Here is a 21,526-nt window from a genome sequence, read left to right as displayed (position 1 = left end):
ATGAGCGAAAGTAACGATCAGGACGGCGGCAAGGGACGGCTCTCGCTGCGTCCGGCAGGACGTTTGGAACTGGGACGGACCGTCGATGCCGGGTCCGTCCGACAGAGCTTCAGCCACGGCCGGTCAAAAGTCGTGCAGGTGGAAGTGCGCAAGAAGCGCGCCCCGCTGCCCAATCCTTCCGCCGCCGCGGGCGCGCCGCCGCCACCGCCCGCCGGAGCCGCCGCCGCGCCGCGACCGGCAGCCGCACCGGGCCGGCCGGCACCGGGTGCCGGGCGCGCGCTTACCGCCACCGAACAGGCCGCGCGCCAGCGTGCCCTGGTCGAACAGCAGCGCGACTCCGCCAAACGCGACGCCGAACGCCGCGAACAGGAAACGATTTCGATCCTGTCGGCCGCCGAGGAAGCCCGCCGCCGCGAGTCGGAGGCGCGCAAGGCCGCCGAGGAACAGGAGCGCCAGGCCGAGGAACAGGCGGTTCGCGACAAGCTCGAGGCCGACGCCAATAGCGCCGCCGAAGCCGCCGCCGCGCGCGATCCGGCCGCCGCGGACGCAGCGGAACAACTGTCGCAGGCCGCCGCCGCGACCGGGGCCCAGCCGCAACCGGGTCAGCCGGCTGCCAGGGCTCCAACCGGGCGCCCCGGGGCACCCGCCCAGGCACCCTCACCGTCAGCGGTCACTGAAACCCTGCGTCTGCGCAACCGCACCGAGGACGAAGACGACGGGCGTCCAATCCGCCGCACCGGCCCTGGCGGCCTGCCCGCCCGCAAACCGCCGGTCGCGCTCCCCAAGGGTGGCACCAACGACCGCCGTCGCGCCGGGCGCATCGACGTCCAGGCGGCGATCGAGGGCGAGGACGAAAAGGTCCGCTCGCTCGCCTCGGTGCGCCGCCAACGCGAGCGCGAACGCCGCCAGGCGGAGCTCGACCGGCTGCGCTCCGACCAGGTCAAGGTGGTGCGCGACGTCATCCTGCCGGAACAGATCACCGTGCAGGAACTGGCCAACCGCATGGCCGCCCGCGCGCCCGAAGTGATCAAGGCGCTGATGAAGATGGGCGTCATGGCCACCATCACCCAGACGCTGGATGCCGACACCGCCGAACTGGTGGTGCAGGAATTCGGCCACCGTGCCCGCCGGGTCTCGGAATCCGACGTCGAGCTGGGATTGGAAGGTCACGCCGACGTCGACACCGACCTGATCACCCGTCCACCCGTCGTCACCATCATGGGCCACGTCGACCACGGCAAGACCTCGCTGCTCGACGCCCTGCGGGCCACCGATGTCGCGGCCGGCGAGGCCGGCGGCATCACCCAGCACATCGGCGCCTACCAGGTGAAGATGCCCGGCGGCGAGCAGATCACCTTCATCGACACCCCCGGCCACGAAGCGTTCACCGCGATGCGCATGCGCGGCGCCTCGGTCACCGACATCGTCGTCTTGGTGGTCGCCGCCGATGACGGCGTCATGCCACAGACCATCGAGGCGATCCGCCACGCCAAGGCCGCCAACGCGCCGCTGATCGTCGCCATCAACAAGATGGACAAGCCGGACGCCGATCCCACCCGGGTGCGCCAGGAACTGCTCAGCCATGAAGTCGTGGTCGAGGACATGGGCGGTGAAACCCAGGACGTCCCGGTCTCCGCGCTGAAAAAGACCGGCCTCGACAAGCTCGAGGAAGCCATCCTGCTCCAGGCCGAACTGCTCGACCTGCGATCCAACCCGAACCGCACCGCCGAAGGCACGGTGATCGAAAGCCGGCTGGATCGCGGCCGTGGCCCGGTCGGCACCGTGCTGGTGCAGCGCGGCACGCTGAAACAGGGCGATATCGTCGTCGCCGGCGCCGAATGGGGCCGGGTGCGGGCGATGCTGGACGACAAGGCCAAGCCGATGACCCAGGCCGGCCCGTCCGCCGCGGTGGAAATACTCGGCCTCAGCGGCGCACCCTCGGCCGGCGAACCGTTCGTCGTGGTCGAAAACGAAAGCCGCGCCCGTGAGATCACCGAATTCCGCGAACGCCGTCAGCGCGACAAGGCCGCCGGCGCCGCGGTCGGTGCGCGCGGCACGCTGGACCAGATGCTGGCCCGCATCCAGGCCGGCGAACAGAAGGAAGTCGCCGTCCTGATCAAGGCCGACGTCCAAGGCAGCGCCGAGGCGATCCAGGCGCTGGTCACCAAGTTGGCGCACGAAGAAGTCAAGATCCGCGTCCTGCTGGCCGGCGTCGGGCAGATCACCGAAAGCGACATCCAGCTCGCCAAGGCGTCCAGCGCGGTGATCGTTGCCTTCAACGTCCGCGCCACTTCCCAAGCCCGAGACCTGGCGCAGCGCGAGAGCGTCGACATCCGCTACTTCTCGATCATCTACGAAGTCGCCGACGACATCGAAAAGCTGGTCAAGGGCAAGGTCGCGCCAAAGGCTCGGGAAAAGTTCCTGGGCTACGCCGAGGTCCGCAAGGTGTTCAACATCACCAAGACCGGCAAGGTCGCCGGCTGCATGATCACCGAGGGCCTGGTCAAGCGCGGCTCCGGCGTGCGCGTGCTGCGCGACAACGTGGTGATCCATACCGGTGAACTGTCGCAGCTCAAGCGCTTCAAGGATGATGTCCGCGAAGTCGCCCGCGGCTACGAATGCGGCCTGTCGTTCGCCCATTTCGAAAACCTGCAGGAAGGCGACGTGGTCGAGTGCTTCGACACCGAGATGGTCCCGGGTTGAACAAAGCAGCCCGGGCCGGTTTCGCAAAGCAGGCGCCTTCCCGTCTCGCAAAGCGGGCGCCATCTCAACGACAACTGCGCGTGGCGGAGGAAATCCGCCACGTGCTGTCCGGGATCTTCGGTCGCGGCGAGTTCCGCGACCCCGATCTCGCTGACGCCCGTATCACCGTCACCGAGGTCCGCATCGGCCCCGATCTAAAACGCGCCACCGCCTTCGTCATCCGGCTCGGCCGCTCCGACGTCGATGCGCTGATCCCCGCTTTGGGCCGCGCCACCCCATACTTGCGCGGCCAGGTTGCCAGGGCGCTCCGTCTCAGGGTCGCCCCCGACCTCACATTCACGCCCGACCGCGCGCTTGATCATGCAATGAAAATCGAAGAACTCATGCACCGCCCCGAGATCGCCCGCGACCTGCATTCAGATGCGGCCGAAAACCCCGACGAGCCCCACATCCCCAATTCAGCTTGACGTCCCCGTTTTCCCACGTTAAATCTAGCCTGTCTAGCCAAAAATCACCGGAGACCGCCGTGCAGGACTGGCAATTGCAGGACGCAAAAAACCGTTTCAGTGAAGTGGTCAAGCGCGCCCGTGACCATGGCCCGCAGACCGTGACCGTGCACGGCCAACGCGCCGCGGTCGTCGTCTCGGCGCGGGAATTCGATACCCTTGCCAAGCCGCCGGTCTCGTTCGTCGATTTCCTGCTCGGCGACTCCCCGGCCGCATGGCCCGACGACGTGGTGCGGGCGATCAACGATCGCGGCAGCGACACCGGGCGCGACGTCGAATTCTGATGTACCTGCTCGACACCTGCGTCATTTCGGAAGCCCGCCGCCGCACTCCCCAGGCGGTAACCTGGCTCCGCTCGACGCGCTCGGAAACCCTGTTTCTCAGCGCCATCACCGTCGGTGAGATCATGAAGGGCGTCAGCATGAAGCTGCGCACCGACCCGCCGGCCGCGGCGCCCCTGCTGCGCTGGCTCGATGAGCTGCGCGTGGTGTATGCGTCCCGCATCCTGCCGATCGACGACGCCGTCGCAACCAGTTGGGGCCGGCTGATGGCCAAACGTTCGCGCCCAGTGATCGACACACTCATTGCGGCAACCGCTCGGGTCCACAACAAGATCGTCGTCACCCGCAACGTCAACGATTTCGCCGATGCCGGCGTCACCGCGCTGGACCCGTGGACCATCGTCCGCTTGTCGGATTAGCCCGGTCTCAGTGCCGCCAAGAGCCCGAACCACCCTCTACAGAGCACGACGTGCAGGGCATTATCGGCCCGGGAAATGTCGCCCCCGACATTATCGGGGCGACCGGAACGCCTGACCGGGGGACCATTATGCACACGCTGGATCAGCTCAATGCGATGCCGCCTGATGCGTTCGCCGCCACGCTCGACGGTGTGTTCGAGTATGCCCCCTGGGTTGCCGAGGCCGCCGCCAGGCGACGCCCATTCGCCAGCGTTACCGCGCTGCACGAAGCCCTGATGGCGACAGTGCACGACGCGCCAGCCGACCGTTGCCTTGGTTTCCTGCGCTCGCACCCGGCGCTATCGGCGATAGCGCTGACCGATCTGACCCTGACGGCCGCCTCGCGCACGGAACAGGCAGGTCTCGCCATGTCCGGCCTGGACGATCAGATCGCCCAGTTCGAACCCGCGTGCTCGAGCTATGAAACCCGCTTCGGATTCCCGTTCATCGTCTGTGTCCGCCGCCAGACCCCGCGCTTCGTGCTGCGCGGTCTGCAGCGTCGCCTGATTAACACGCCGGACCAGGAACGCGCCGCCGCGCTGGTCGAAATCGGCCACATCACCCGCCTGCGCCTGGTCGATCGCGTCCATGGCCCGGGCATGCCGCCGACCAGCGGACATCTGTCCGCCCACGTGCTCGACACCGTCCGCGGCAAGCCGGCCGAGGGCATCCGTATCGAGGTCTGGCGCGAAGGCGTCCTTATCCAGCAGGCGGTCACAAACCAGGACGGCCGCACCGACGTCCCGCTGTGGGCTGGCGCGCCACTTCGCATCGGCCGCTACGAGCTGCGCTTCGACGTCCAGGATTACTGCTCCGGATGGCCCGACGGCAACGATGCGCCCAGCTCCAATCCGATCAGCTCCAATCCGATCAGCCTCAATCCGATTAGCAGTGACCCGCCCGGCACCCACCCGACCGGCCCCGATCCGCCCGACATCGACCCGCCCTGGCACGACGTGATCCCGATCCGCTTCGGCGTCGCCGAACCCGAGGGCCGCTACCATGTCCCGCTGCTGCTGGGCGGCTTCAGCTTCACCACCTATCGGGGAAGCTGACCCCGATCAGGCCGCCTGATTGCGCATCATCCGCTGCCGTCGCGCCTCCCCCAGCATCTCGCGCCGAGCCCACAGCGACCGATACCAGGCGATCCGCGGCGCCACTTGATAGGCCAGCATGCGCTCGTCGGAAACGTAGCGGCGCGCCGCGTCGCCGATCTCGCGCGCCAACTCAGGCATCGCTAGCAGGCGCAGCAGCTTGGCATTGAATTCCGACGGGTCGCGGAACAACAGCCCGGTCCGGCCGTCCTCGATGCTGTCGCCATACACCACGCTGCTCGCCAGCGCCGCCACCCGGCATGACCCCGCCTCGATGAATTTCAGGTCCGACTTGGCTCGGTTGAACCGGTTGTCGACCAGCGGCATGAAGGAAATCTCGCACCGGCTCAGCAGCCGAAGATAGGTCTCGTGATCGCAGGTCCGGGTGAACGTCTTGTATGGAGTCTCCAGCGCCTCGAAGAAGCTCTGATCATGTACCACCTGGAACCGCAAACGGTCCCCCGCCACCGCCGCTACCGCGTTGATCACCGGCATCAACGGCAACCAGTCCAGCTCCCGGTTCAGCGCGCCGAAAAACATCGTCACTACCCCGGGGTCGGTGAAATTGCCGATCGGGGCCAGGCTGCCGACGGCGTTGGGAAACACCGCGATCTCGGAGTGGTAGGCGCGCAGCGCCTCGGCCATCGTCGCCGTGGTCGTCTGCACCGCGTGCACGCCGTAGAACCCCAACGCCCCGCCATGCCGCATCATGGCAAAATGTTCTGGCAGATCATCGAACTCGGTGACGATCAGAAAGCCGGCCTCGATCAAGTTCCGCAACACCGCGCGACCCTGCTCGCCCATCATCGCGGGCCGGTGCAGCACGAAAATGCGCGGAGTGGTATCCCCCGGCGCGGCGACCCGCACCTGATCCGTCACCCTGGCCTCGACCGTCGGGTCGGTTGCCATCGCGTGGATCGGATATACCACCCGCACGTGCGAAACCGCGCCGACCGGGTCCAGCATGTTCCCCGCGAGCGTCATCCGCCGCGGCAACTCCTTGGCCGCGCGCACGATCAGGTGGCTGGGTCCGGCGCGACTCGCGTATTCCCGCGGATCCACCCCTAGGGCTTCGAGTCCGGGCGTGATCGCGGTCGCAAACCGCGCGGCGTCACCATCGGGCTGTGGCGTCGTGATGTCGCACAGCGTCAGTCCTGCGCCGATGAGATGGTGCCCGATGGCGTTCCGGTCGAAACCGGGCATCGTCGTGCTGTCGCGGCCTTCGTCATCCCCAGGCCGGCCGCGCAGTAGCCGTTCGGCAACCCGCCAGTGGTCCGGGTTGCGAACCCGGATCAGCACCACTGCATCGGCGCGCAGCACGGCCGCGTGCCGACGGATCATTGCCCAAGGGTCCCGCAGTCGCTCCAGAGCCTCGTTGTAGATGATGCAATCGACGCCATCGGGCAGATCGAACGGCAGCGCGTCCCGTTCGGGATCCACCGTGGCGACCTGTTCCAAGTGTGATTCCGCCTGCGCCGCCAGGATCGGATCGGTCTCGATGCCCAGCAGACGCGCCCTCGGGTTCATCGCGCGATACGCGGCGCCGAGCCCCCCGCTGCCGCATCCCACCTCCAGGACCGTGCGCGCCGACAGCGGAATTAGCGCCAGCAGATCCGGAGCATTCGAGGCAAACAGCATCGCCGGTGCAGATATCCCGCCTGCGTTAGGGGTTCGGCCGACCAGCACCGCGCCGCCCTCGTATCCATCGCAGAGAAGCGCACGACACGGAACGTCCACGGTTCGGCGCTTGAATCGGATACTCGAACCAACAGCGACGTATCGCGCTTCCCTGATGCGCGATACCAGTCCGATCACGGTCAACCAGTCAGCTAGGCTGGTACGCGGAATCGCCGCTCGCTGGCAAGCACGATCGCGTTCGCCGGACTGCCCGCGCCATCGAAGGTGCACGCAGCGGCCGCGCCCACAACGCGTGTACCGCGTCCAACATCCGCGACTGGCATCGGTCGAGCGCCGTATCGCTCGACAGTTGCGGCGCGGCCTGCGCCGCACGCCGCAACGACAAGGCCGCCTTGGCGAGCCGCCGCTCCGAGGCGATGTTCGCCAGCCCAGGCTGCAGCCGCTCCAGCCAGACCCGGCCGAGGTGGAAGCCGCTCAGCCGGCTGGTCTCGGCCCATTCAAGCAGTGTGGAGGCCCCCAGATCGCGGAACCGCGGGCGCAATGCCATCATTTCGGCCCAGTCCAGCCATTTTGCCTGATGCACCTGCGCCAACGGCCGGATCGCGACCCAGGGCACGCGCAGCGCATCGGCCACGATGACGCCGTGCAGCGCCTGGCTCAGCAGCAAGCCACAGCCCCGTATCGCCTGAAGAATTGCCGGCGGCGGGTCGCGGGGGTCGATCAGCCGGACCCCAGCCATCGCTGCCACCGACTGCCAGGCGCCCCAGCCGGCGCTCTCGAAATGCGGCATGAAGCCGACATCGTGGCCGCAAGCGGCGGGGAGTCCCAGCGCCCTAGGCAGCAAAACGGCCGGATCGCCCAGCGCCAACGCCGCCTCCAGACCAAGTCTCGCGGCGGTTCTTCGACCCCTTACCCAGTGGATGATCCAGGACCGGTCCAACACCGGCTTGGCCTCGTAGCCGCCGTATCCCGATCCCGCGACCAGTTTGGTCGCCGCCGAGGCGTGCCGCCGGTCCAGGATCGACCCGATCCCCAGGAACCGCACCGCTGGATCGTCGTCGAAGAAATCCGGCAGCAGGCGCGGCCATAGCAGTGTGTTCAGTTCGTCACCAAAATTCGCCGCCCGACCCTGCCAGCGATACAAGATCACGCCGCCACCGCCACCGCGGCCTGCTCGATTGCCGCTTCGGTGACGTGCCAACCCAGCGCCGCTCGGATGAAGCCGGCGGCATAAGCGAACCGCCAGCGGGCCGCCAGCAGGAAGGCGGTGTGCTCGGGGATCAGCGCGGCCGGCGCCAGCAGCCCGGCAACCAGCAGCCGGCGCGGCAGCTCGCGCCACACCGTCTGCGGCTGGTGCAGCAGTCGGCGGGTCAGCACGGTGGACGCGCCCTGCCAGTACATCCGCGACAACAGCCAGGATGGCTCCATCCGCCGAGCCTGGATCTGGTGGTGCACCACGATGCGTGAATCATAGCGCACGGAATGGCCGGCATCCTGCAACGTCCAGGCAAGCTGCACCTCTTCGTCGGACAGCAGGCTGTTGCCGTAGCGCCCCACCGCTCCGCCGAAGCCGCCGGCGGCGAGCAGCGACAGCACGTGCACGACCATGTTTGCCGCATACGGCTCCAGGCCCTGCGGCACCGCCGGGGTGCGATACTCGCCGCGGCCCTCATGCTCGATGATCGACAGCACGCCGCGCAACGAGGGCGGCCACCACGCCGGCAACGGCGCTTCCCATTTCGGCAGGATCCGCCCCCCGATCAGCGCCGGCGGACGGCCAGGCTGGGCGATCGCATTGAGGATCGATTCCACCCAGTCGGTCGCCGGGATTGCATCATCGTCGATATAGGCGATGAACCGGGTCCGCGCCGCCCAGGCGCCGGCGTTGCGCGCCAGGCTGACGCCGACATGATCCAGCCGGATCAGCCGCGCGTCATGGGCCGCCGCCAAGCTGCCGAGTTCCGCCGCCGCCGCTTCGCCCGAGGCGCTGTCCACCAGCAGGACAGTGAACCGATCGCGCGCCACGGTCTGCCGGCGCAGTCCATCGAGGCAGTCTTGCACATAGCGCGGGCGGTTGTGGGTGCAGATGCAGACGGTCAGGTCCATCCCGGGAGGCTAGGCCCGCAAACCTTGCTAAATCATTAATGCACGCCCGGAAGCAGCCCAGGTTCACAGCAGCGCTGGCGTGTCGCGCCAGGGCTGAAGCCTGCCTAATTACGTTGCTCGATGTCAGGTTTGGGGAAGACGTCTTTGCCTGCCCTGATCGCACGGATCGAGTTCGCCCCCGGCGACGTGCACCGTGGTCGCCCCGGTTATTGCACTCAGCCAGGCCAGCCTCGCCTTCGCACCACGTGTTTGGCGCGAAACAAGATGGGGTCAGAGCGTAGGTCTCCGGCACGATCATGCACTAACCGCCAAACCCACAGTCCTTCAACGCGGCCAGCATGTGCGGCGGCGGCCGGGCGGTGGCATCGACCGGCGGGTCCAGCGGCAGGTGGATCGCCCGGGCCAGCAGGTGCAGCTTGGGGCCGGCGGTGCCATAGCGGTCATCGCCAAGGATCGGGGTGCCGATGACCGCGCAGTGCACCCGCACCTGATGGGTTCGCCCGGTTCTTGGCGTCAACTGCAGCCAGGTCGCCCGGCTGCTGCGGCCAAGCACCCGCCAGTCGGTGGTGGCCGGCTGGCCTCGGTCCTGGTCGGCGACGATGCGCCAGCCTTGGGCCGTGCTGGTGCGACGCAACGCAGCGGTGACGCAGCCCTGATCGGCGCCCGTGTGGCCTTGCACCACCGCCCAGTAAGTCTTGCGCACCGAACCGGATGCAAACGCCGCCTGCGCGGCGAGCAGCGGGGCTCGGCGCAGCGCGATCAGCAAACAGCCCGAGGTGTCGGCATCGAGGCGATGTGCCAGCCACGGTCCATCCTTGCGGCGCGACAGGAGAGGGAACCAGTGTTCGACGCTGCGGCCGCCGGATGGGCCGCCATGCACCGGCAACCCCGCCGGTTTGTCCAGCACGACGAAACGCTGGTCCTGGAACAGGATGCTGGGACTGTCGATATTGGGATTGTCGATGCTGGAGTTGTCCGGGAACATAACGAACGCCTGTTGACGATTGCCGGGGATGTCACCGTTTGTCGGGGGCCGGTTTGTCGCACATCCGGTGGCCGGCGTAGTCTCGGTGGCAACTTACGCCAGAGGCAACCGAACCATGAAAATTGCCCGCATCGAGACCTTCCTGTTCGACCCCGGTACGGCGAAGAACCTGCTGTTCTGCCGCCTTGAAACCGAAAGCGGCGTGCATGGCTGGGGCGAGGCTTACGTGACCCCAGGCAAGGAACCGGTGATCGAGCACCTGCTGCGCGATCTGGCCAAATACATGATCGGGCGGGAGGCGTTCGCCATCCGCCACACCGCCCAGGTGGTGTTCGAGGATTTTGCCATGCGGCGCACCTCGCTGGACCTGATGTCGGCGTGGAGCGCGATCGAAATAGCGATGTGGGACATCGTCGCCAAGCAGGCCGGGCAGCCGCTATACAACATTCTGGGCGGTGCCTCGCGCGAGCGGGTGAAAGTCTATGCCAACGGCTGGTCCAGCGGCAGCGACAGTATCGAGCAAAACGTCGAGCGGGCGCTGGCGGTCAAGCAGGCCGGCTACACCGCGCTGAAATGGGATCCGTTCCCCGGACCGTGGCGCAGTTTCATCCATCGCGAGGATGAGGATCATGTCGTGCGCTACGTCCGCGAGATGCGCCAGGCGTTGGGTCCCGACTTCACCTTGCTGGTCGAGGTGCATCGTCGGCTGGCACCGATGCACGCGATCCGGGTCGGCCGGCGGATCGCCGAATACGACATCGGCTGGTACGAGGAACCGTGTTTGTGCGACAACATCGAACTGGTGGCCGAGGTTCGCCGAGCGTTGCCGATGCCGATCGTCACCGGGGAGGCGATCTACTCGAAGGAAGGGTTTGCTCAGGCGCTGGCGGCGCGCGCGGCCGACATCATCAATCCCGACATCTGTAACTGCGGCGGTATTTCGGCGATGCTGGACATCGCGGCGATGGCGCAGCCGCATGCGGTGGCGGTGGCGCCGCACAACTACAACTCGACGCTGATCGGGCTGGCGGCGACGGCGCAGCTTTCGGCGATGATACCGAATTTCTGGATCGCGGAGTGCTTCGTCAACCTGAAGCCGGCGTGCGATGAAATCGCGGTGACGCCATTGACGGTGGACCAGGGTTTCGTCGAGCTGCCGAGCTCACCGGGTATTGGCATCGATCTGGACGTCGGTCGGCTTCGTGCGCGGCCGTATCGCGACATGGGGACACGGATGGGCAAGGGGTTGCGGTCCCGTACCGAGGAGTTTCCCCGCAAACATTATGCGGTGGCGGCGACGCGCACCGGGTATTGAGGCGTCAGGCCATTTGAGCATGACTACAGATGGCGAAGATGGCCTGCTTCTCTGATTTGCCACATGATTCACGCGCCTTGAACGTTCTGCCCATCGCGATCACGCTTCAGCCCGCATGCTGATCCATGAAGCGGGCGGCGTCCTCGGGCAGCACCAGGCGGTCGTGCAGGAGGGTTTCAGTCACCGCGCGCACCGCATCGGCGTAGGCGGTGCCGCGATAGCGGGCTGCCAGGGACGGTCTCGGGTCGCGGCCGCGTTCGGCCTCGGTCGAGGCGAATGCCAGGAAGCTGCCGTCGCGGTCGGCGAGTTCGCCGTCCGGGTAGGGTGATTTGTACAGGTTCCAGCCGGTGAATGTCCCGCGCGGCACGGCGAGATCCGGCAGCCTGATTCCGGCGCGTTCGTTGCCGTCGTTATCCACCTGCGGCACCAGGCAGACCCATGCTCGGCCCGCGGGCGACGGATCGACCCAGTCGGGCAGTGGCGCGGCGTCGTTTGCCGCGTGCGGTCGGACCAGCCCGGGGATTGCCGGGAAGGCAACGTGCAGGGCCGGCACCAGTGTTGCGTCGGCGATCCGAGGCACCCGGCTGTCGGGCGGGGGGCGTCCGGTCGACACCCATTCATCCAGCGCCAGCAGCAGGGCTCGGATCGCCGGCATCGGGTCCTGCCAGTTGCGTGGCTGCAGGCAGGGTCCGCTGTCGCGCGGCATTCCGGCCTTTCCGCCGTGCTGCGCGCCGGCGATCAGGTAGGTCCGCACGTTGGCCGGCAGCGCGAGATCGCGCGTGCCCAGCGGATCGGTGTGCAGCAACGATGCACCTTTCTGCCAGTATTCGGTCGAGGTGTTGGTTTCGATCAGCTTGGGATCTGTGGCGTCATCGCGCATCAATCCGCCGCTGGCCCCGGTGACGGGATCATCCATCGCGGCCGAGGAGTGCGGGAACTCCAGTTCGGGGAAGTCATGATCCTCGTGCCAGGTGCGGGTGCGGAACGGCTGGCCGAACGGGATGTTGTGGAACACCCGCCCGATGCCGGCGACGTGGGTGAACACGCCGTCGAACACGCGGCGGCCCTGTTCATCGCGGTTGAAGCCTTGCGCGATATGATCGCGCAAGTAACGACCGGCTTGGGAGATGCCAAAGGCCAGGGTATGTTCGACCGGGCGGCCGATCAGATCGTCGCCGTGGTGGCGGATGTGGCTGACGATGTCGCGGGTTGCCGCGTAGCCGATCCCGAGCACACGGGGGTTGGTCGCGAGGTAGCGGACTTCGTAGATCGACCCGGGTTCGATCGCCGTGATCGGGCGCACGGAACGGCCGTCGATGGTTTCCGCTGCCACGGCGACGCGCGGGGCGTTCTGGGTGCGGCGCACCGTGACGCTGGCGGGTCCGATCGCCTGGTAGGCCAACCTGAAGGTTTCGTGCACGCCGAGGCGGGTGCCGGAGACGAATTCCTCGCGGATGGACTTTGTCATGCCCTCGATGACCGGAAGGTCGAGCGACAGGCCGGTGGGCTTCGGAGCGCCCGGGTCCCAGCCGGTCCACAGCACGGCGAACCCCTTGCGCAGCGGCAGCGCGTTGCCGAGGTCCTCGGGCGTTGCCGGCTGGTTGCCGGGGGCGCCGGCGCACAGGTTGGCGAACAGCATGATGCGGCCGCGGTTGTTGACCTCATACAGCAGGCGTCCGTTGCCGCTCGACGGATCGACCGGGCGCAGCAGCACGAAGTCGCTGCGGTAGGCGACCTGGCCGGAGCCATCGCGTGATGCCTGGTCGAGCAGGGCGATACCCCGATTGCCGGGATGGTCCGGGTCCAGGGCGCCGATGGCGACGCCGTCGATGCGTTCATACGCGCCGCTGTCGCCAAACCTGGCGCCGCCGACGAAGGGTGCTCGGTGCTTGATCTGGATGCCGGTGATCATGTCCAGTGCAACTCCGCTTCGCTGCGTTCCTGCAATCCATCCCGGGTCATGCCGGCAACCATGTCCAGCACGCGGAAACCGGCTGGGGTGACTTCGAGCACCGCGAGGTCGGTATAGACGCGCTTCACGACGGCCTTGGCGGTCAGCGGGTAGGAGCAGGCGCGGCGGATGCGCGACCCGCCATGGCCCTTGGTGATGTGCTCCATCGCCACCCAGAGGCGTTTGGCACCGATCGCGAGGTCCATGGCGCCGCCGATCTGCTTGACCGGTTGGTCGGGCGCGCGGGCCCAGTTGGCGATGTCGCCGTTTTCCGCGACCTCGAACGCACCCAGCACGCAGAGGTCGAGGTGGCCGCCTCGGGCGATGGCGAAGCTGTCGGCGTGGTGGACGAATGACCCGCCTGTGCGCAGGGTGATGTGCTGAGTGCCGGCGTTGACCAGGTAGGGGTTGATGGCGTCGGCGGCGGGGGCCGGACCGGCGCCGATCACACCGTTTTCGGAATGAAAGATCACCTCGCGGTCGATCGGCACGTGGTCGGACACCCCGGTGGGAATGCCGATGCCGAGATTGACGAACCAGCCCTCGGGGATGTCCTGGGCGATGCGTGCGGCGATGCCGGCGCGGTCGAGCGGTCGGAAGATCATGGCGGTTCCCTTCAACCGGGGACGTGCACGACGCGGTGGACGAAGACGCCGGGGGTGTGAACGTGGGCGGGCGGAATGGCACCGAGCGGGACGACGTGGCGGGTTTGGACGATGGTCACCCGGGCGGCGCTCGCCATCACGGGGTTGAAGTTGCGGGCGCTTTCGCGGTGCGTCAGGTTGCCCCAGCGGTCGGCTTCCCAGGCGTCCACCAGGGCGACGTCGCCGGGCAGCGGGTATTCCAGCAGGCAGTTGCGGCCGTCGATGACGCGGGTTTCGCGGCCCTCGGCCAACAGGGTGTCGGCGCCGGTCGGGGTGTAGAATGCCGGGATGCCGGCGCCGGCGGCGCGGATGCGTTCGGCCAGGGTGCCTTGCGGGACGATCTCGAGGTCCAGCTTGCCGGCGGCGAACAGGCGCCCGGCGACGCTATCGGGGCGCACGAAGCTGCAGATCGGTTTGCCGACGTGGCCCGAGGCCAGCAGATCGGCGGTCGGGCCGGTGTCGCGGCCGCCGGAGTTCACCACCAAGGTGAGGTCTCTGGCGCCTTGGGTTACCAGGCCGGCGGCGAGTGCTTCGGGCATGCCGTTGCCGAAGCCGGGCAACAGGACGACGGCGCCATCCTGTATGCCGGCCAGGGCGGCCGCCACGTCGGCCACGAACTTATCGATCATCGTTGGGCTCTTGGTGCTGCGGTCTTGCCATTCTGAGCGCTTATGCGACGCGCTGGCAACGCGAGCGGCGTGGGAGGCCACCGAAGCGCGGGTTTCCCTGGGTTTCAGACCGGGGCGCGATCGGCTGGAAACCCCAGCCGCTGGGTGGCGTTCACGGCGCGACCAGGTCGGTCCGCGCAGATCGCGACCGGTCGGGCGTTCCCATGTCGGTTTTGGAGAAATGCCATGGCGATCGAGCCGCAGCCGCTGCCCCCCGAACTTCCCGGCCCGGGAGACGACGTTCCGGGACAAGAGGTACCGGTACCGGCTGATCCGGGGCCGCCCGGCCCGACAGAGCCACCGACAGTCTAGTGACCCGAGTCCGACGTTCTCCATAGGGGGCGAACATCAGCCTCGCGACACTGGCTTCTTGTTTTCAGTGGCCTGCTGGTCCCATACGTCCGCCGCAAAGTGCGGGCGAACTTCTGGGCGGGACATGGTCTCAGGTTGAAGCTTTCCGGTGCTAGTTCTCAAGCGCCGGTAGTCATGCGCTGGGACGGGATGTTTTATGTATGGAGTCGTAATGATTGTAATCAAATCACGGATCGCCTTGTTGGCCGCGGTGTCATTGCTGGCACTCGTCGGCTGCCAGCAGACTGAAAAAGCCGCGACCGATGTGAAGTCGGCGGCGCAGGCGCAGACCAATCCGACGCTATCTACCTCGGACACCACTTTCATCAACACCGCCGCGACGGCGGGGGCCGAGGAGGTGAAATTTGGCGAGTTGGCGAAGACCAGGGCGACGACGCCGGCGATTCGCAATTTCGCATCTCAGATGGTGAAAGACCATACCGCGGTCAACGAGAAGCTGGCTGCGCTGGCGACCCGCAAACAATTCACCGCGCCGACGACCATGGACACGATGCATGACGACTCATACGACAAGCTGAAAGGCACCCACGGACGCGCGTTCAACAAGATGTACATGGATGGGCAGGTGCAGGACCATGATCAGGTCGTGCAGGCGTTCAAGGATGAAGCGCAGAACGGCACTGACCCGGATGTGAAGGCATTTGCCGAAGAGACGTTGCCGACGCTCGAGCATCATCTGGCGCTGGCGAAGCGGCTCGACCCCAGGGCCTGATCTCGGCCCCAAGGGCTGGTCGCGACGAAGTGCGGGTTGGGGCGGTTAGCAAACCGCCTTGCCCCGCACAGCCGGGGTCAGGCGGCGGCTTTTGCCTCGCGCCGGCGGCGGTGCAGGATGAACTCGGTGTAGCCGTTGGGCTGGGTCCGGCCGTCGAAGATCAAATCGCGGGCCGCGTTGAAGGCCACGCCGTCGAAGCCCGGCGCCATCGGCCGGTAGTTCGGGTCGTTGGCGTTCTGGCGGTCGACCACTAGGGCCATGCGCCGCAGGGCTTCGCTCACCTGGGCTTTCGTCACCACGCCATGGTGCAGCCAATTGGCGATGTGCTGGGAGGAAATGCGCAGCGTCGCTCGGTCCTCCATCAGTCCGACATCGTGGACGTCCGGCACCTTGGAACAGCCGATGCCCTGGTCGATCCAGCGCACCACGTAGCCGAGGATCCCCTGGCAGTTGTTGTCGAGTTCATGGCGCAGATCGTCGGCCGACCAGTTCTGGCCTTCGGCCAGCGGGATAGTCAGCAGGTTGGTCAGCGTCGCGCGCGGCCGATTGGCGAGCTCGGTCTGCCGAGCGGCGACATCCACCTGGTGGTAGTGCAGCGCGTGCAGCGTGGCGGCGGTGGGTGAGGGAACCCAGGCGGTATTGGCCCCGGCCATCGGGTGAGCCGCCTTTTCCGCCAGCATGTCGGCCATGCGGTCCGGCGCGGCCCACATCCCCTTGCCGATCTGCGCCTTGCCGCGCAGGCCGCATGCAAGCCCGATGTCAACGTTCAGGTCCTCATACGCCTTGATCCAGGCGGTGCCCTTCATGTCGTTCTTGCGGATCATCGGGCCGGCCTCGATCGAGGTGTGGATCTCATCGCCGGTGCGGTCGAGGAAACCGGTGTTGATGAACGCCACGCGTTGCGCCGCGGCGGCGATGCAGGCCGTCAGATTGGCCGAGGTGCGCCGTTCCTCATCCATGATGCCCATTTTCAGGGTGTTCGGCGCCATTCCGAGGATCTGTTCGACGCGGCTGAACAGGTCGGCGGTGAGCGCGACTTCTTCCGGGCCGTGCATCTTCGGCTTGACGATATAGACCGACCCGGCCCGGCTGTTCCTGATCGGGCCCTTGGTGTTCAGATCGTGCATCGCGATCAACGCGGTGACTGCCGCGTCGAGAAAGCCTTCCGGGGTCTCGGCGCCGGCCGGATCGAGCACCGCATCGGTGTACATGTGGTGGCCGACATTGCGGATCAGCATCAGGCTGCGCCCGGCCAGCCAAAGGCTGCCGCCGGTCGGCTTGGTATATTGGCGGTCGGGGTTGAGCTTGCGGGTCATCATCCGGCCGGCCTTCTCGAAGCTGTCGGTCAGCGTGCCGTTCATCAGGCCGAGCCAGTTGCGGTAGGCCAGCACCTTGTCCTCGGCATCGACGGCGGAGATCGAGTCCTCGCAATCCTGGATCGTGGTCAGCGCCGCCTCGATGACCACGTCGGCCACGCCGGCCGGGTCGTCCTTGCCGATCGGGTTGCCGCGGTCGATAACGATGTCGAGATGCAGGCCGTTGTGCTTCAGCAGCACGCTGGACGGTGCGGATGCCTCGCCGCGGTAGCCGGCGAACTGGGCGGGCTTTTTCAGCCCGGTGGTGGCGCCCCCGCGCAAGCCGACGGACAAGGCGCCGTCGCGCACGGTGTATGATGCCGCATCGGCGTGGCTGCCGGCGGCGAGCGGCGCTGCGCTGTCGAGTATGGCGCGCGCCTTGGCCACGACGCGATCGCCGCGGACCTTGTTGTAGCCGGGGCCACGGGTCGCGCCGGCGTCCTCCGGGATGGCGTCGGTGCCGTAGAGCGCGTCATACAGGCTGCCCCAGCGGGCGTTCGCCGCGTTCAGCGCATACCTGGCATTGGTCACTGGCACGACAAGCTGCGGACCGGCCAGGGTGGCGATTTCGGGGTCTACGCCGGAGGTGCTGACCGCGACCGCGGATGGGTCGCGGACCAGATAGCCGATGTCGCGAAGGAAGCTCAGATACGCGTCGGTGTTGGCCGGCTTCGCCTTGTTGGCGAGATGCCACGCGTCGATCTGGCGCTGCATGCTGTCGCGCTGATCCAGCAGTTGCCGGCAACGCGGCCCCAGGTCGGCCAGCAGGGCGGCGTAGCCGCGCCAGAACGCATCGGCGGTGATCGAGGTGCCCGGCAAGGCCTCCGTGGTGACAAAATCGTATAGTGGCTTCGCGATGCGGAGGCCGGCCGACTCGACATAGTTCATAAAGATGCCTCCTGGTGGGCGAAAAATTGCGAAGCAAGGCGATATACGACCGAATCGTTGCCCCGGCCACCCCGCAGCCGCGACCGGACATCCCTATCAGCCCCGCCGGAGCCAGCCGCGCGATCTGCTTGCCGGGGGTGAGCTTGACATGGCGGTTCCCCGCCCAATCTGCCGATTGCGAATGAAGGCTTGGCCTCATTCGCGTGACGTTTCCCCCCCAAACTTGAGCGGCGCCTTCGGGCGCCGCTTTTTTGTACCGCTTTGTCTGTCTTCGCCGCCGGGGTCGGGATTTTTGGCGCGGGCAGGCGGCTGAACCCGCACAGAGACTCGCATTCAGGCTCAGATCAATCCCGGGTGTCGAGCGGCCGTCGGCTTCTGGCGGGGTTGTCCTCGTCCTCGGGCAGCGGCAAAGTCAGTACGGCGCGCAGTCCGGGGCGGTTGTCTTCCAGCCGCAATTCGCCGCCGTGCAGGTGGGCCACGGCAAGGACCAGCGACAGTCCAAGCCCCGAACCCGGAGTGCTGCGGGCGGATTCGCCACGGTAGAAGCGGTCTGTGGCCTGCTGTCGCTCGTCGAGGTCGATGCCCGGACCATGGTCGCCGACGGTGATCAGGACCACCGACGCGATCGCCGCCGTCAGCTCGACCGACTTGCCCTCGGGCGAGAACTTGACCGCATTGTCGACCAGGTTGGCGATCGCCTGCTGGATCATCTCCTTGTCGCCATAGGCGGGCACCGCGTCAGGCGCCTGCAGTGTCAGGACGATGCCGCGTTCCTCGGCGACCGCGCCGTACAGTTCGACCACCTCGGCGAGCAGCGGGGCAAGGTCGAGACGCGCGAACGACGACCGGCGGGACCCGGCCTCGATCTCGGCGATCCGCAGCAGGGCCTGGAACACCGCGACGATGCCGTCGAGGTCCTGCGTGGCGCGCTCTATCGCGGCGCGCAGGTCGGCCGGTGTTTCGGCGTGCAGCGCGGCGTCCTCGAGGCGGGTGCGGGCGCGGGTGATCGGGGTGCGCAGATCGTGGGCGATGGCGTTGGAGACCTGCTTGACGCCGTCCATCAGCCGGCCGATCCGGTCCAGCATGTCGTTGATGACCTCAGCGACCTGGTCGAACTCGTCGCCGCGGCCGGTCAGCTTGACCCTTTGTGCGAAGTCGCCGCCGGCGATCGCGACGGCGGTGGCCGAGACGTTGGCCAGGGTGCGGCGGAACAGGCTGCGCACCACCAGCGCGCCCGCGGTGGCCATCAGCAGCACGACGACCACCGCCCAGAGCAGCGCGTCGGTCAGCAGGGTGCGCAACTGCGCGCGCACCTGGACGTCGCGCCCGATCAACAGGTGAAAGCCGCCGGGAAGTTCGTAGCGCTGCACGTCGGCCAGCGACTTCATCCCGGCCCGCATCACCGGCAGACCGTACCAGGTTCCGGTTTCGGTCACCGACGGCGGCCAACTGGCCAAATTGCCGGCGATCCGCTTCATGTTCGGGTCGACCAGCAGGTAGATGGCGTCGTCGTCGATGTTCTGCGCCAGACGGTCCTCTATGGTGACGACCAGGGCGGGAAGGCCGCCCTCGGCCCAGTGTTCGGCCAGGCCCTGCGCGTCGGCGTTGATCGCGGCCTCGGTCTGGCGATCGAGCAGCCCGGCGGTGGCCCACCACAAAAAGATCGCCAGCGCGGTGGCACTGAGCGCCAGCAGCAGAGCGTAGATCGCGCCGAATCGGAAGCCGGCCGAACGATACAATTCTCCGTCCAGCATCAGCCGACCAATCGCTTGCCATCAAGCACAGTGACGGCGGGTTTTGTCATCAGCACGGGCGTGAGCGCTTGCGGCACCGGCATGCTCTGTTGCGTCTTGGCCGAGTTGCGGTGGCCGAACCGGTCGGCCGTCGTCGGCATTGTCGGACGGGCGAGCCCGGATGCTACGGCTGTTCGGCCCGCAACATGTAGCCGGCATTGCGCACGGTATGGATCAGCCCGGTCGGGAATGGCTTGTCGACCTTCTGGCGCAGGCGCGAGACATGCACATCGATCACGTTGGTCTGGGGATCAAAATGGTAATCCCAGACGCCCTCCAGCAGCATGGTGCGGGTGACGACCTGGCCGGCATGGCGCATCAGGTATTCCAGCAGACGGAACTCGCGCGGTTGCAGGTCGATCTTCTGCCCCGATCGCTTGACCTGACGCGACAGCAGGTCAAGCTCCAGGTCCTCGACCACCAGCTTGGTGACCGGCCCCTCACCCTTGCCGCGGCGGTTCAGCGCTTCCACCCTGGCCAGCAGCTCGGCGAACGCGAACGGCTTGGTCAGGTAGTCGTCGCTGCCGGCCTTGAGGCCTTTGACCCGGTCATCGACCTCGGCCATGGCGGACAGGATCAGCACCGGCACGGCGTTCTTCTGGCCGCGCAGGGTTTCCAGGATTTTCAGGCCATCGATGCCGCCGGGCAGCATGCGGTCGAGCACCACGGCATCGAAGCTTTCGCTGGCGGCCATGAACAGCCCGTCACGGCCGTTATCGGCGTGCTCCACCACGTGGCCGGCCTCGCGCAGACCTCGCACCACGAAGCCCGCGACGTCCTTATCATCCTCGACCACCAGGATGCGCATGTTGCTCTCCTTTGCTGCCACGATCCGATGCAGGCGACGGGCCAAGCGACGGGCGGGTGCCGTTTGCCATCGCCAACTAACCTGCCTGTTGTTCCGCCGGCCGGCGCCCGACGCTGACCGGAACCTGCATTTCGTGTCCCTGACGCCGGATCGTCAGCCGCACGCTGTTGCCCGGGGGCACCACCGCGACGGCGCGGATCAACCCGCGGGAGCTGTCGATCTTATCGCCATTGACCGCGAGAACGATATCGCCGGCGCGGATTCCGGCCTTGGCGGCGGGTCCGCTGCGGTCGAGGCCGGCGATGGTCACGCCGTCGTCGCGGTCTTCCACCGACACGCCAAGCCAGCCACGGGCGATCGAGCCGGTCGTCAGAAGCTGGGTCACGGTGCGGCTGACCGCCTGGCTGGGAATGGCGAAGCCGATGCCGACCGAGGCGCCGGTGGGTGAGACGATCACCGAACTGACGCCGATCACCTGGCCTGCCATATTGAACACCGGGCCACCCGAATTGCCGGGATTGATCGGGGCGTCCAACTGCAGGAAATTGTCGAACGGTCCGGAACCGAGGTCGCGGCCCTCAGCCGAGATGATGCCGACGGACACCGATCCGCCAAGGCCGAACGGGTTGCCGGCGGCCATGATCCAGTCGCCGACCTCGGCTCGGCGGGAGTCGCCCCAGGTGACAGCGGGCAGCGGTTCGGCGCTTTTTACCTTGATCACGGCGACATCGGTCAGTTCGTCACGGCCAAGCACGGTGGCCGGCAACCGGCGGCCATCGGTCAGTGAGACGACGATCTTGTCGGCATGATCGACCACGTGGTTGTTGGTGACGATGATGCCGGCGGGATCGATGATGAAGCCCGATCCGGCCCCGGCCACCTGCTCACGACGGTTGCCGAAGCGGCGACGGAACTCGCGCCCCAGCGGGGTGTCGCGCAGTTCCGGCGGCAGTTGGCTGAGCATGTCTCCGCCGGAGACGGTTTCGGTGACGGCGATGTTGACCACCGCCGGCAGCACCTTCTTGACCAAGGGGGAGAAGCTGTCCGGCGTGGCCCGGGCAACGGCGGATTGCGGTGTGCAGCCGGCCGACAACAGTGCCAGACCGAGCAGAACGCCTTGCGACAACCGCTGCCAGTGCATCGGGTGCCAGCGCGTCGGGATCGGCCGGAGGAGATGAGAAACGGCTGGCATGGTCAGAGGTGGCACTCCGGGAAATCGGCTGGTGTCAGCAACCACATGGCATGCCGC

Annotated in this window: 19 protein-coding genes; 7 read left to right on the top strand and 12 right to left on the bottom strand. The window is 67.2% G+C overall.

The window, feature by feature from the left end; all coding sequences use genetic code 11:
- The 5 genes from infB to uraD are packed head-to-tail and all read left to right on the top strand — an operon-like array spanning position 1 to position 5,003.
- Positions 1–2,703, top strand: a complete 2,703-nt coding sequence (infB, locus tag ACQY4T_RS07185) for a translation initiation factor IF-2 (RefSeq protein ID WP_428539396.1) — start codon at positions 1–3, stop codon at positions 2,701–2,703.
- The gene (rbfA, locus tag ACQY4T_RS07180; RefSeq protein WP_428539393.1) at positions 2,700–3,170 is read left to right on the top strand and encodes a 30S ribosome-binding factor RbfA; all 471 of its coding nucleotides are present in this window, start codon (positions 2,700–2,702) and stop codon (positions 3,168–3,170) included. Before infB ends, rbfA begins: the two co-directional genes overlap by 4 nt.
- A 59-nt stretch (positions 3,171–3,229) precedes the next feature.
- Positions 3,230–3,493, top strand: coding sequence for a type II toxin-antitoxin system Phd/YefM family antitoxin (locus ACQY4T_RS07175; RefSeq protein ID WP_428539390.1), 264 nt, complete (start codon positions 3,230–3,232; stop codon positions 3,491–3,493).
- The gene (locus ACQY4T_RS07170; RefSeq protein WP_428539387.1) at positions 3,493–3,909 is read left to right on the top strand and encodes a type II toxin-antitoxin system VapC family toxin; all 417 of its coding nucleotides are present in this window, start codon (positions 3,493–3,495) and stop codon (positions 3,907–3,909) included. Before ACQY4T_RS07175 ends, ACQY4T_RS07170 begins: the two co-directional genes overlap by 1 nt.
- Before the next feature lie 50 nt (positions 3,910–3,959).
- On the top strand, positions 3,960–5,003 hold the full coding sequence (gene uraD, locus ACQY4T_RS07165; protein WP_428539384.1) for a 2-oxo-4-hydroxy-4-carboxy-5-ureidoimidazoline decarboxylase: 1,044 nt from the start codon (positions 3,960–3,962) through the stop codon (positions 5,001–5,003).
- A gap of 6 nt (positions 5,004–5,009) precedes the next feature.
- Here the strand turns inward: uraD and ACQY4T_RS07160 are convergent, their stop codons facing one another.
- From ACQY4T_RS07160 to ACQY4T_RS07145, 4 genes are all read right to left on the bottom strand, one after another.
- On the bottom strand, positions 5,010–6,680 hold the full coding sequence (locus ACQY4T_RS07160) for a methyltransferase (protein ID WP_428539381.1): 1,671 nt from the start codon (positions 6,678–6,680) through the stop codon (positions 5,010–5,012).
- A 187-nt stretch (positions 6,681–6,867) separates the two neighbouring features.
- Positions 6,868–7,830: a hypothetical protein gene (locus ACQY4T_RS07155; RefSeq protein WP_428539378.1), complete on the bottom strand. Its 963-nt coding sequence runs from the start codon at positions 7,828–7,830 to the stop codon at positions 6,868–6,870.
- The gene (locus ACQY4T_RS07150; RefSeq protein WP_428539375.1) at positions 7,827–8,786 is read right to left on the bottom strand and encodes a glycosyltransferase family 2 protein; all 960 of its coding nucleotides are present in this window, start codon (positions 8,784–8,786) and stop codon (positions 7,827–7,829) included. Before ACQY4T_RS07150 ends, ACQY4T_RS07155 begins: the two co-directional genes overlap by 4 nt.
- Before the next feature lie 301 nt (positions 8,787–9,087).
- Positions 9,088–9,771 (bottom strand): RluA family pseudouridine synthase, encoded by a 684-nt coding sequence (locus ACQY4T_RS07145; protein ID WP_428539372.1) that lies wholly within the window; start codon positions 9,769–9,771, stop codon positions 9,088–9,090.
- A 115-nt stretch (positions 9,772–9,886) separates the two neighbouring features.
- Here ACQY4T_RS07145 and ACQY4T_RS07140 point away from each other — a divergent pair, with 115 nt between their 5' ends.
- Positions 9,887–11,086 (top strand): mandelate racemase/muconate lactonizing enzyme family protein, encoded by a 1,200-nt coding sequence (locus ACQY4T_RS07140; protein WP_428539369.1) that lies wholly within the window; start codon positions 9,887–9,889, stop codon positions 11,084–11,086.
- Between the two features lie 106 nt (positions 11,087–11,192).
- Here the strand turns inward: ACQY4T_RS07140 and ACQY4T_RS07135 are convergent, their stop codons facing one another.
- The 3 genes from ACQY4T_RS07135 to ACQY4T_RS07125 are packed head-to-tail and all read right to left on the bottom strand — an operon-like array spanning position 11,193 to position 14,310.
- Positions 11,193–12,998 carry an alpha/beta hydrolase domain-containing protein gene (locus tag ACQY4T_RS07135; protein ID WP_428539366.1) on the bottom strand — a complete coding sequence of 602 codons (1,806 nt, stop codon included), beginning with the start codon at positions 12,996–12,998 and terminating at the stop codon, positions 11,193–11,195.
- The gene (locus ACQY4T_RS07130) at positions 12,995–13,642 is read right to left on the bottom strand and encodes a 3-oxoacid CoA-transferase subunit B (RefSeq protein ID WP_428539363.1); all 648 of its coding nucleotides are present in this window, start codon (positions 13,640–13,642) and stop codon (positions 12,995–12,997) included. Before ACQY4T_RS07130 ends, ACQY4T_RS07135 begins: the two co-directional genes overlap by 4 nt.
- An 11-nt stretch (positions 13,643–13,653) precedes the next feature.
- The gene (locus ACQY4T_RS07125) at positions 13,654–14,310 is read right to left on the bottom strand and encodes a 3-oxoacid CoA-transferase subunit A (protein WP_428539360.1); all 657 of its coding nucleotides are present in this window, start codon (positions 14,308–14,310) and stop codon (positions 13,654–13,656) included.
- A 562-nt stretch (positions 14,311–14,872) separates the two neighbouring features.
- On the opposite strand from ACQY4T_RS07125, the gene ACQY4T_RS07120 reads away from it, so the two are divergent.
- Positions 14,873–15,433 carry a DUF4142 domain-containing protein gene (locus tag ACQY4T_RS07120; RefSeq protein WP_428539357.1) on the top strand — a complete coding sequence of 187 codons (561 nt, stop codon included), beginning with the start codon at positions 14,873–14,875 and terminating at the stop codon, positions 15,431–15,433.
- Between the two features lie 77 nt (positions 15,434–15,510).
- On the opposite strand, the gene ACQY4T_RS07115 is transcribed toward ACQY4T_RS07120, so the two are convergent.
- From ACQY4T_RS07115 to ACQY4T_RS07095, 5 genes are all read right to left on the bottom strand, one after another.
- Positions 15,511–17,676 (bottom strand): malate synthase G, encoded by a 2,166-nt coding sequence (locus tag ACQY4T_RS07115; RefSeq protein ID WP_428539354.1) that lies wholly within the window; start codon positions 17,674–17,676, stop codon positions 15,511–15,513.
- Between the two features lie 344 nt (positions 17,677–18,020).
- Positions 18,021–19,430 (bottom strand): sensor histidine kinase, encoded by a 1,410-nt coding sequence (locus ACQY4T_RS07110; RefSeq protein ID WP_428539351.1) that lies wholly within the window; start codon positions 19,428–19,430, stop codon positions 18,021–18,023.
- On the bottom strand, positions 19,430–19,570 hold the full coding sequence (locus tag ACQY4T_RS07105) for a hypothetical protein (protein WP_428539348.1): 141 nt from the start codon (positions 19,568–19,570) through the stop codon (positions 19,430–19,432). Before ACQY4T_RS07105 ends, ACQY4T_RS07110 begins: the two co-directional genes overlap by 1 nt.
- A 23-nt stretch (positions 19,571–19,593) precedes the next feature.
- Positions 19,594–20,277 (bottom strand): response regulator transcription factor, encoded by a 684-nt coding sequence (locus ACQY4T_RS07100; protein ID WP_428539345.1) that lies wholly within the window; start codon positions 20,275–20,277, stop codon positions 19,594–19,596.
- Positions 20,278–20,353: 76 nt separating this feature from the next.
- Entirely contained in the window at positions 20,354–21,469 is a 1,116-nt protein-coding gene (locus ACQY4T_RS07095; protein WP_428539342.1) for a trypsin-like peptidase domain-containing protein, read from the bottom strand.
- Between the last annotated feature and the right edge of the window lie 57 nt (positions 21,470–21,526).

Origin of the sequence: Rhodopila sp., assembly GCF_965277825.1 — a bacterium.
GTDB lineage: Bacteria > Pseudomonadota > Alphaproteobacteria > Acetobacterales > Acetobacteraceae > Rhodopila.
Note: the sequence above shows the minus strand (reverse complement) of the source record. Positions and strands in the feature narration are given on the sequence as shown.

Bases quoted from the DNA above. Each gene is read 5' to 3' on its own strand.
- infB (WP_428539396.1), top strand. From the start codon at position 1: ATGAGCGAAAGTAACGATCAGGACGGCGGCAAGGGACGGCTCTCGCTG.
- ACQY4T_RS07170 (WP_428539387.1), top strand. From the start codon at position 3,493: ATGTACCTGCTCGACACCTGCGTCATTTCGGAAGCCCGCCGCCGCACT.
- ACQY4T_RS07160 (WP_428539381.1), bottom strand. From the start codon at position 6,680: ATGCTGTTTGCCTCGAATGCTCCGGATCTGCTGGCGCTAATTCCGCTG.
- ACQY4T_RS07150 (WP_428539375.1), bottom strand. From the start codon at position 8,786: ATGGACCTGACCGTCTGCATCTGCACCCACAACCGCCCGCGCTATGTG.
- ACQY4T_RS07145 (WP_428539372.1), bottom strand. From the start codon at position 9,771: ATGTTCCCGGACAACTCCAGCATCGACAATCCCAATATCGACAGTCCC.
- ACQY4T_RS07140 (WP_428539369.1), top strand. From the start codon at position 9,887: ATGAAAATTGCCCGCATCGAGACCTTCCTGTTCGACCCCGGTACGGCG.
- ACQY4T_RS07135 (WP_428539366.1), bottom strand. From the start codon at position 12,998: ATGATCACCGGCATCCAGATCAAGCACCGAGCACCCTTCGTCGGCGGC.
- ACQY4T_RS07130 (WP_428539363.1), bottom strand. From the start codon at position 13,642: ATGATCTTCCGACCGCTCGACCGCGCCGGCATCGCCGCACGCATCGCC.
- ACQY4T_RS07125 (WP_428539360.1), bottom strand. From the start codon at position 14,310: ATGATCGATAAGTTCGTGGCCGACGTGGCGGCCGCCCTGGCCGGCATA.
- ACQY4T_RS07120 (WP_428539357.1), top strand. From the start codon at position 14,873: ATGATTGTAATCAAATCACGGATCGCCTTGTTGGCCGCGGTGTCATTG.
- ACQY4T_RS07115 (WP_428539354.1), bottom strand. From the start codon at position 17,676: ATGAACTATGTCGAGTCGGCCGGCCTCCGCATCGCGAAGCCACTATAC.
- ACQY4T_RS07110 (WP_428539351.1), bottom strand. From the start codon at position 19,430: ATGCTGGACGGAGAATTGTATCGTTCGGCCGGCTTCCGATTCGGCGCG.
- ACQY4T_RS07105 (WP_428539348.1), bottom strand. From the start codon at position 19,570: ATGCCGACGACGGCCGACCGGTTCGGCCACCGCAACTCGGCCAAGACG.
- ACQY4T_RS07100 (WP_428539345.1), bottom strand. From the start codon at position 20,277: ATGCGCATCCTGGTGGTCGAGGATGATAAGGACGTCGCGGGCTTCGTG.
- ACQY4T_RS07095 (WP_428539342.1), bottom strand. From the start codon at position 21,469: ATGCCAGCCGTTTCTCATCTCCTCCGGCCGATCCCGACGCGCTGGCAC.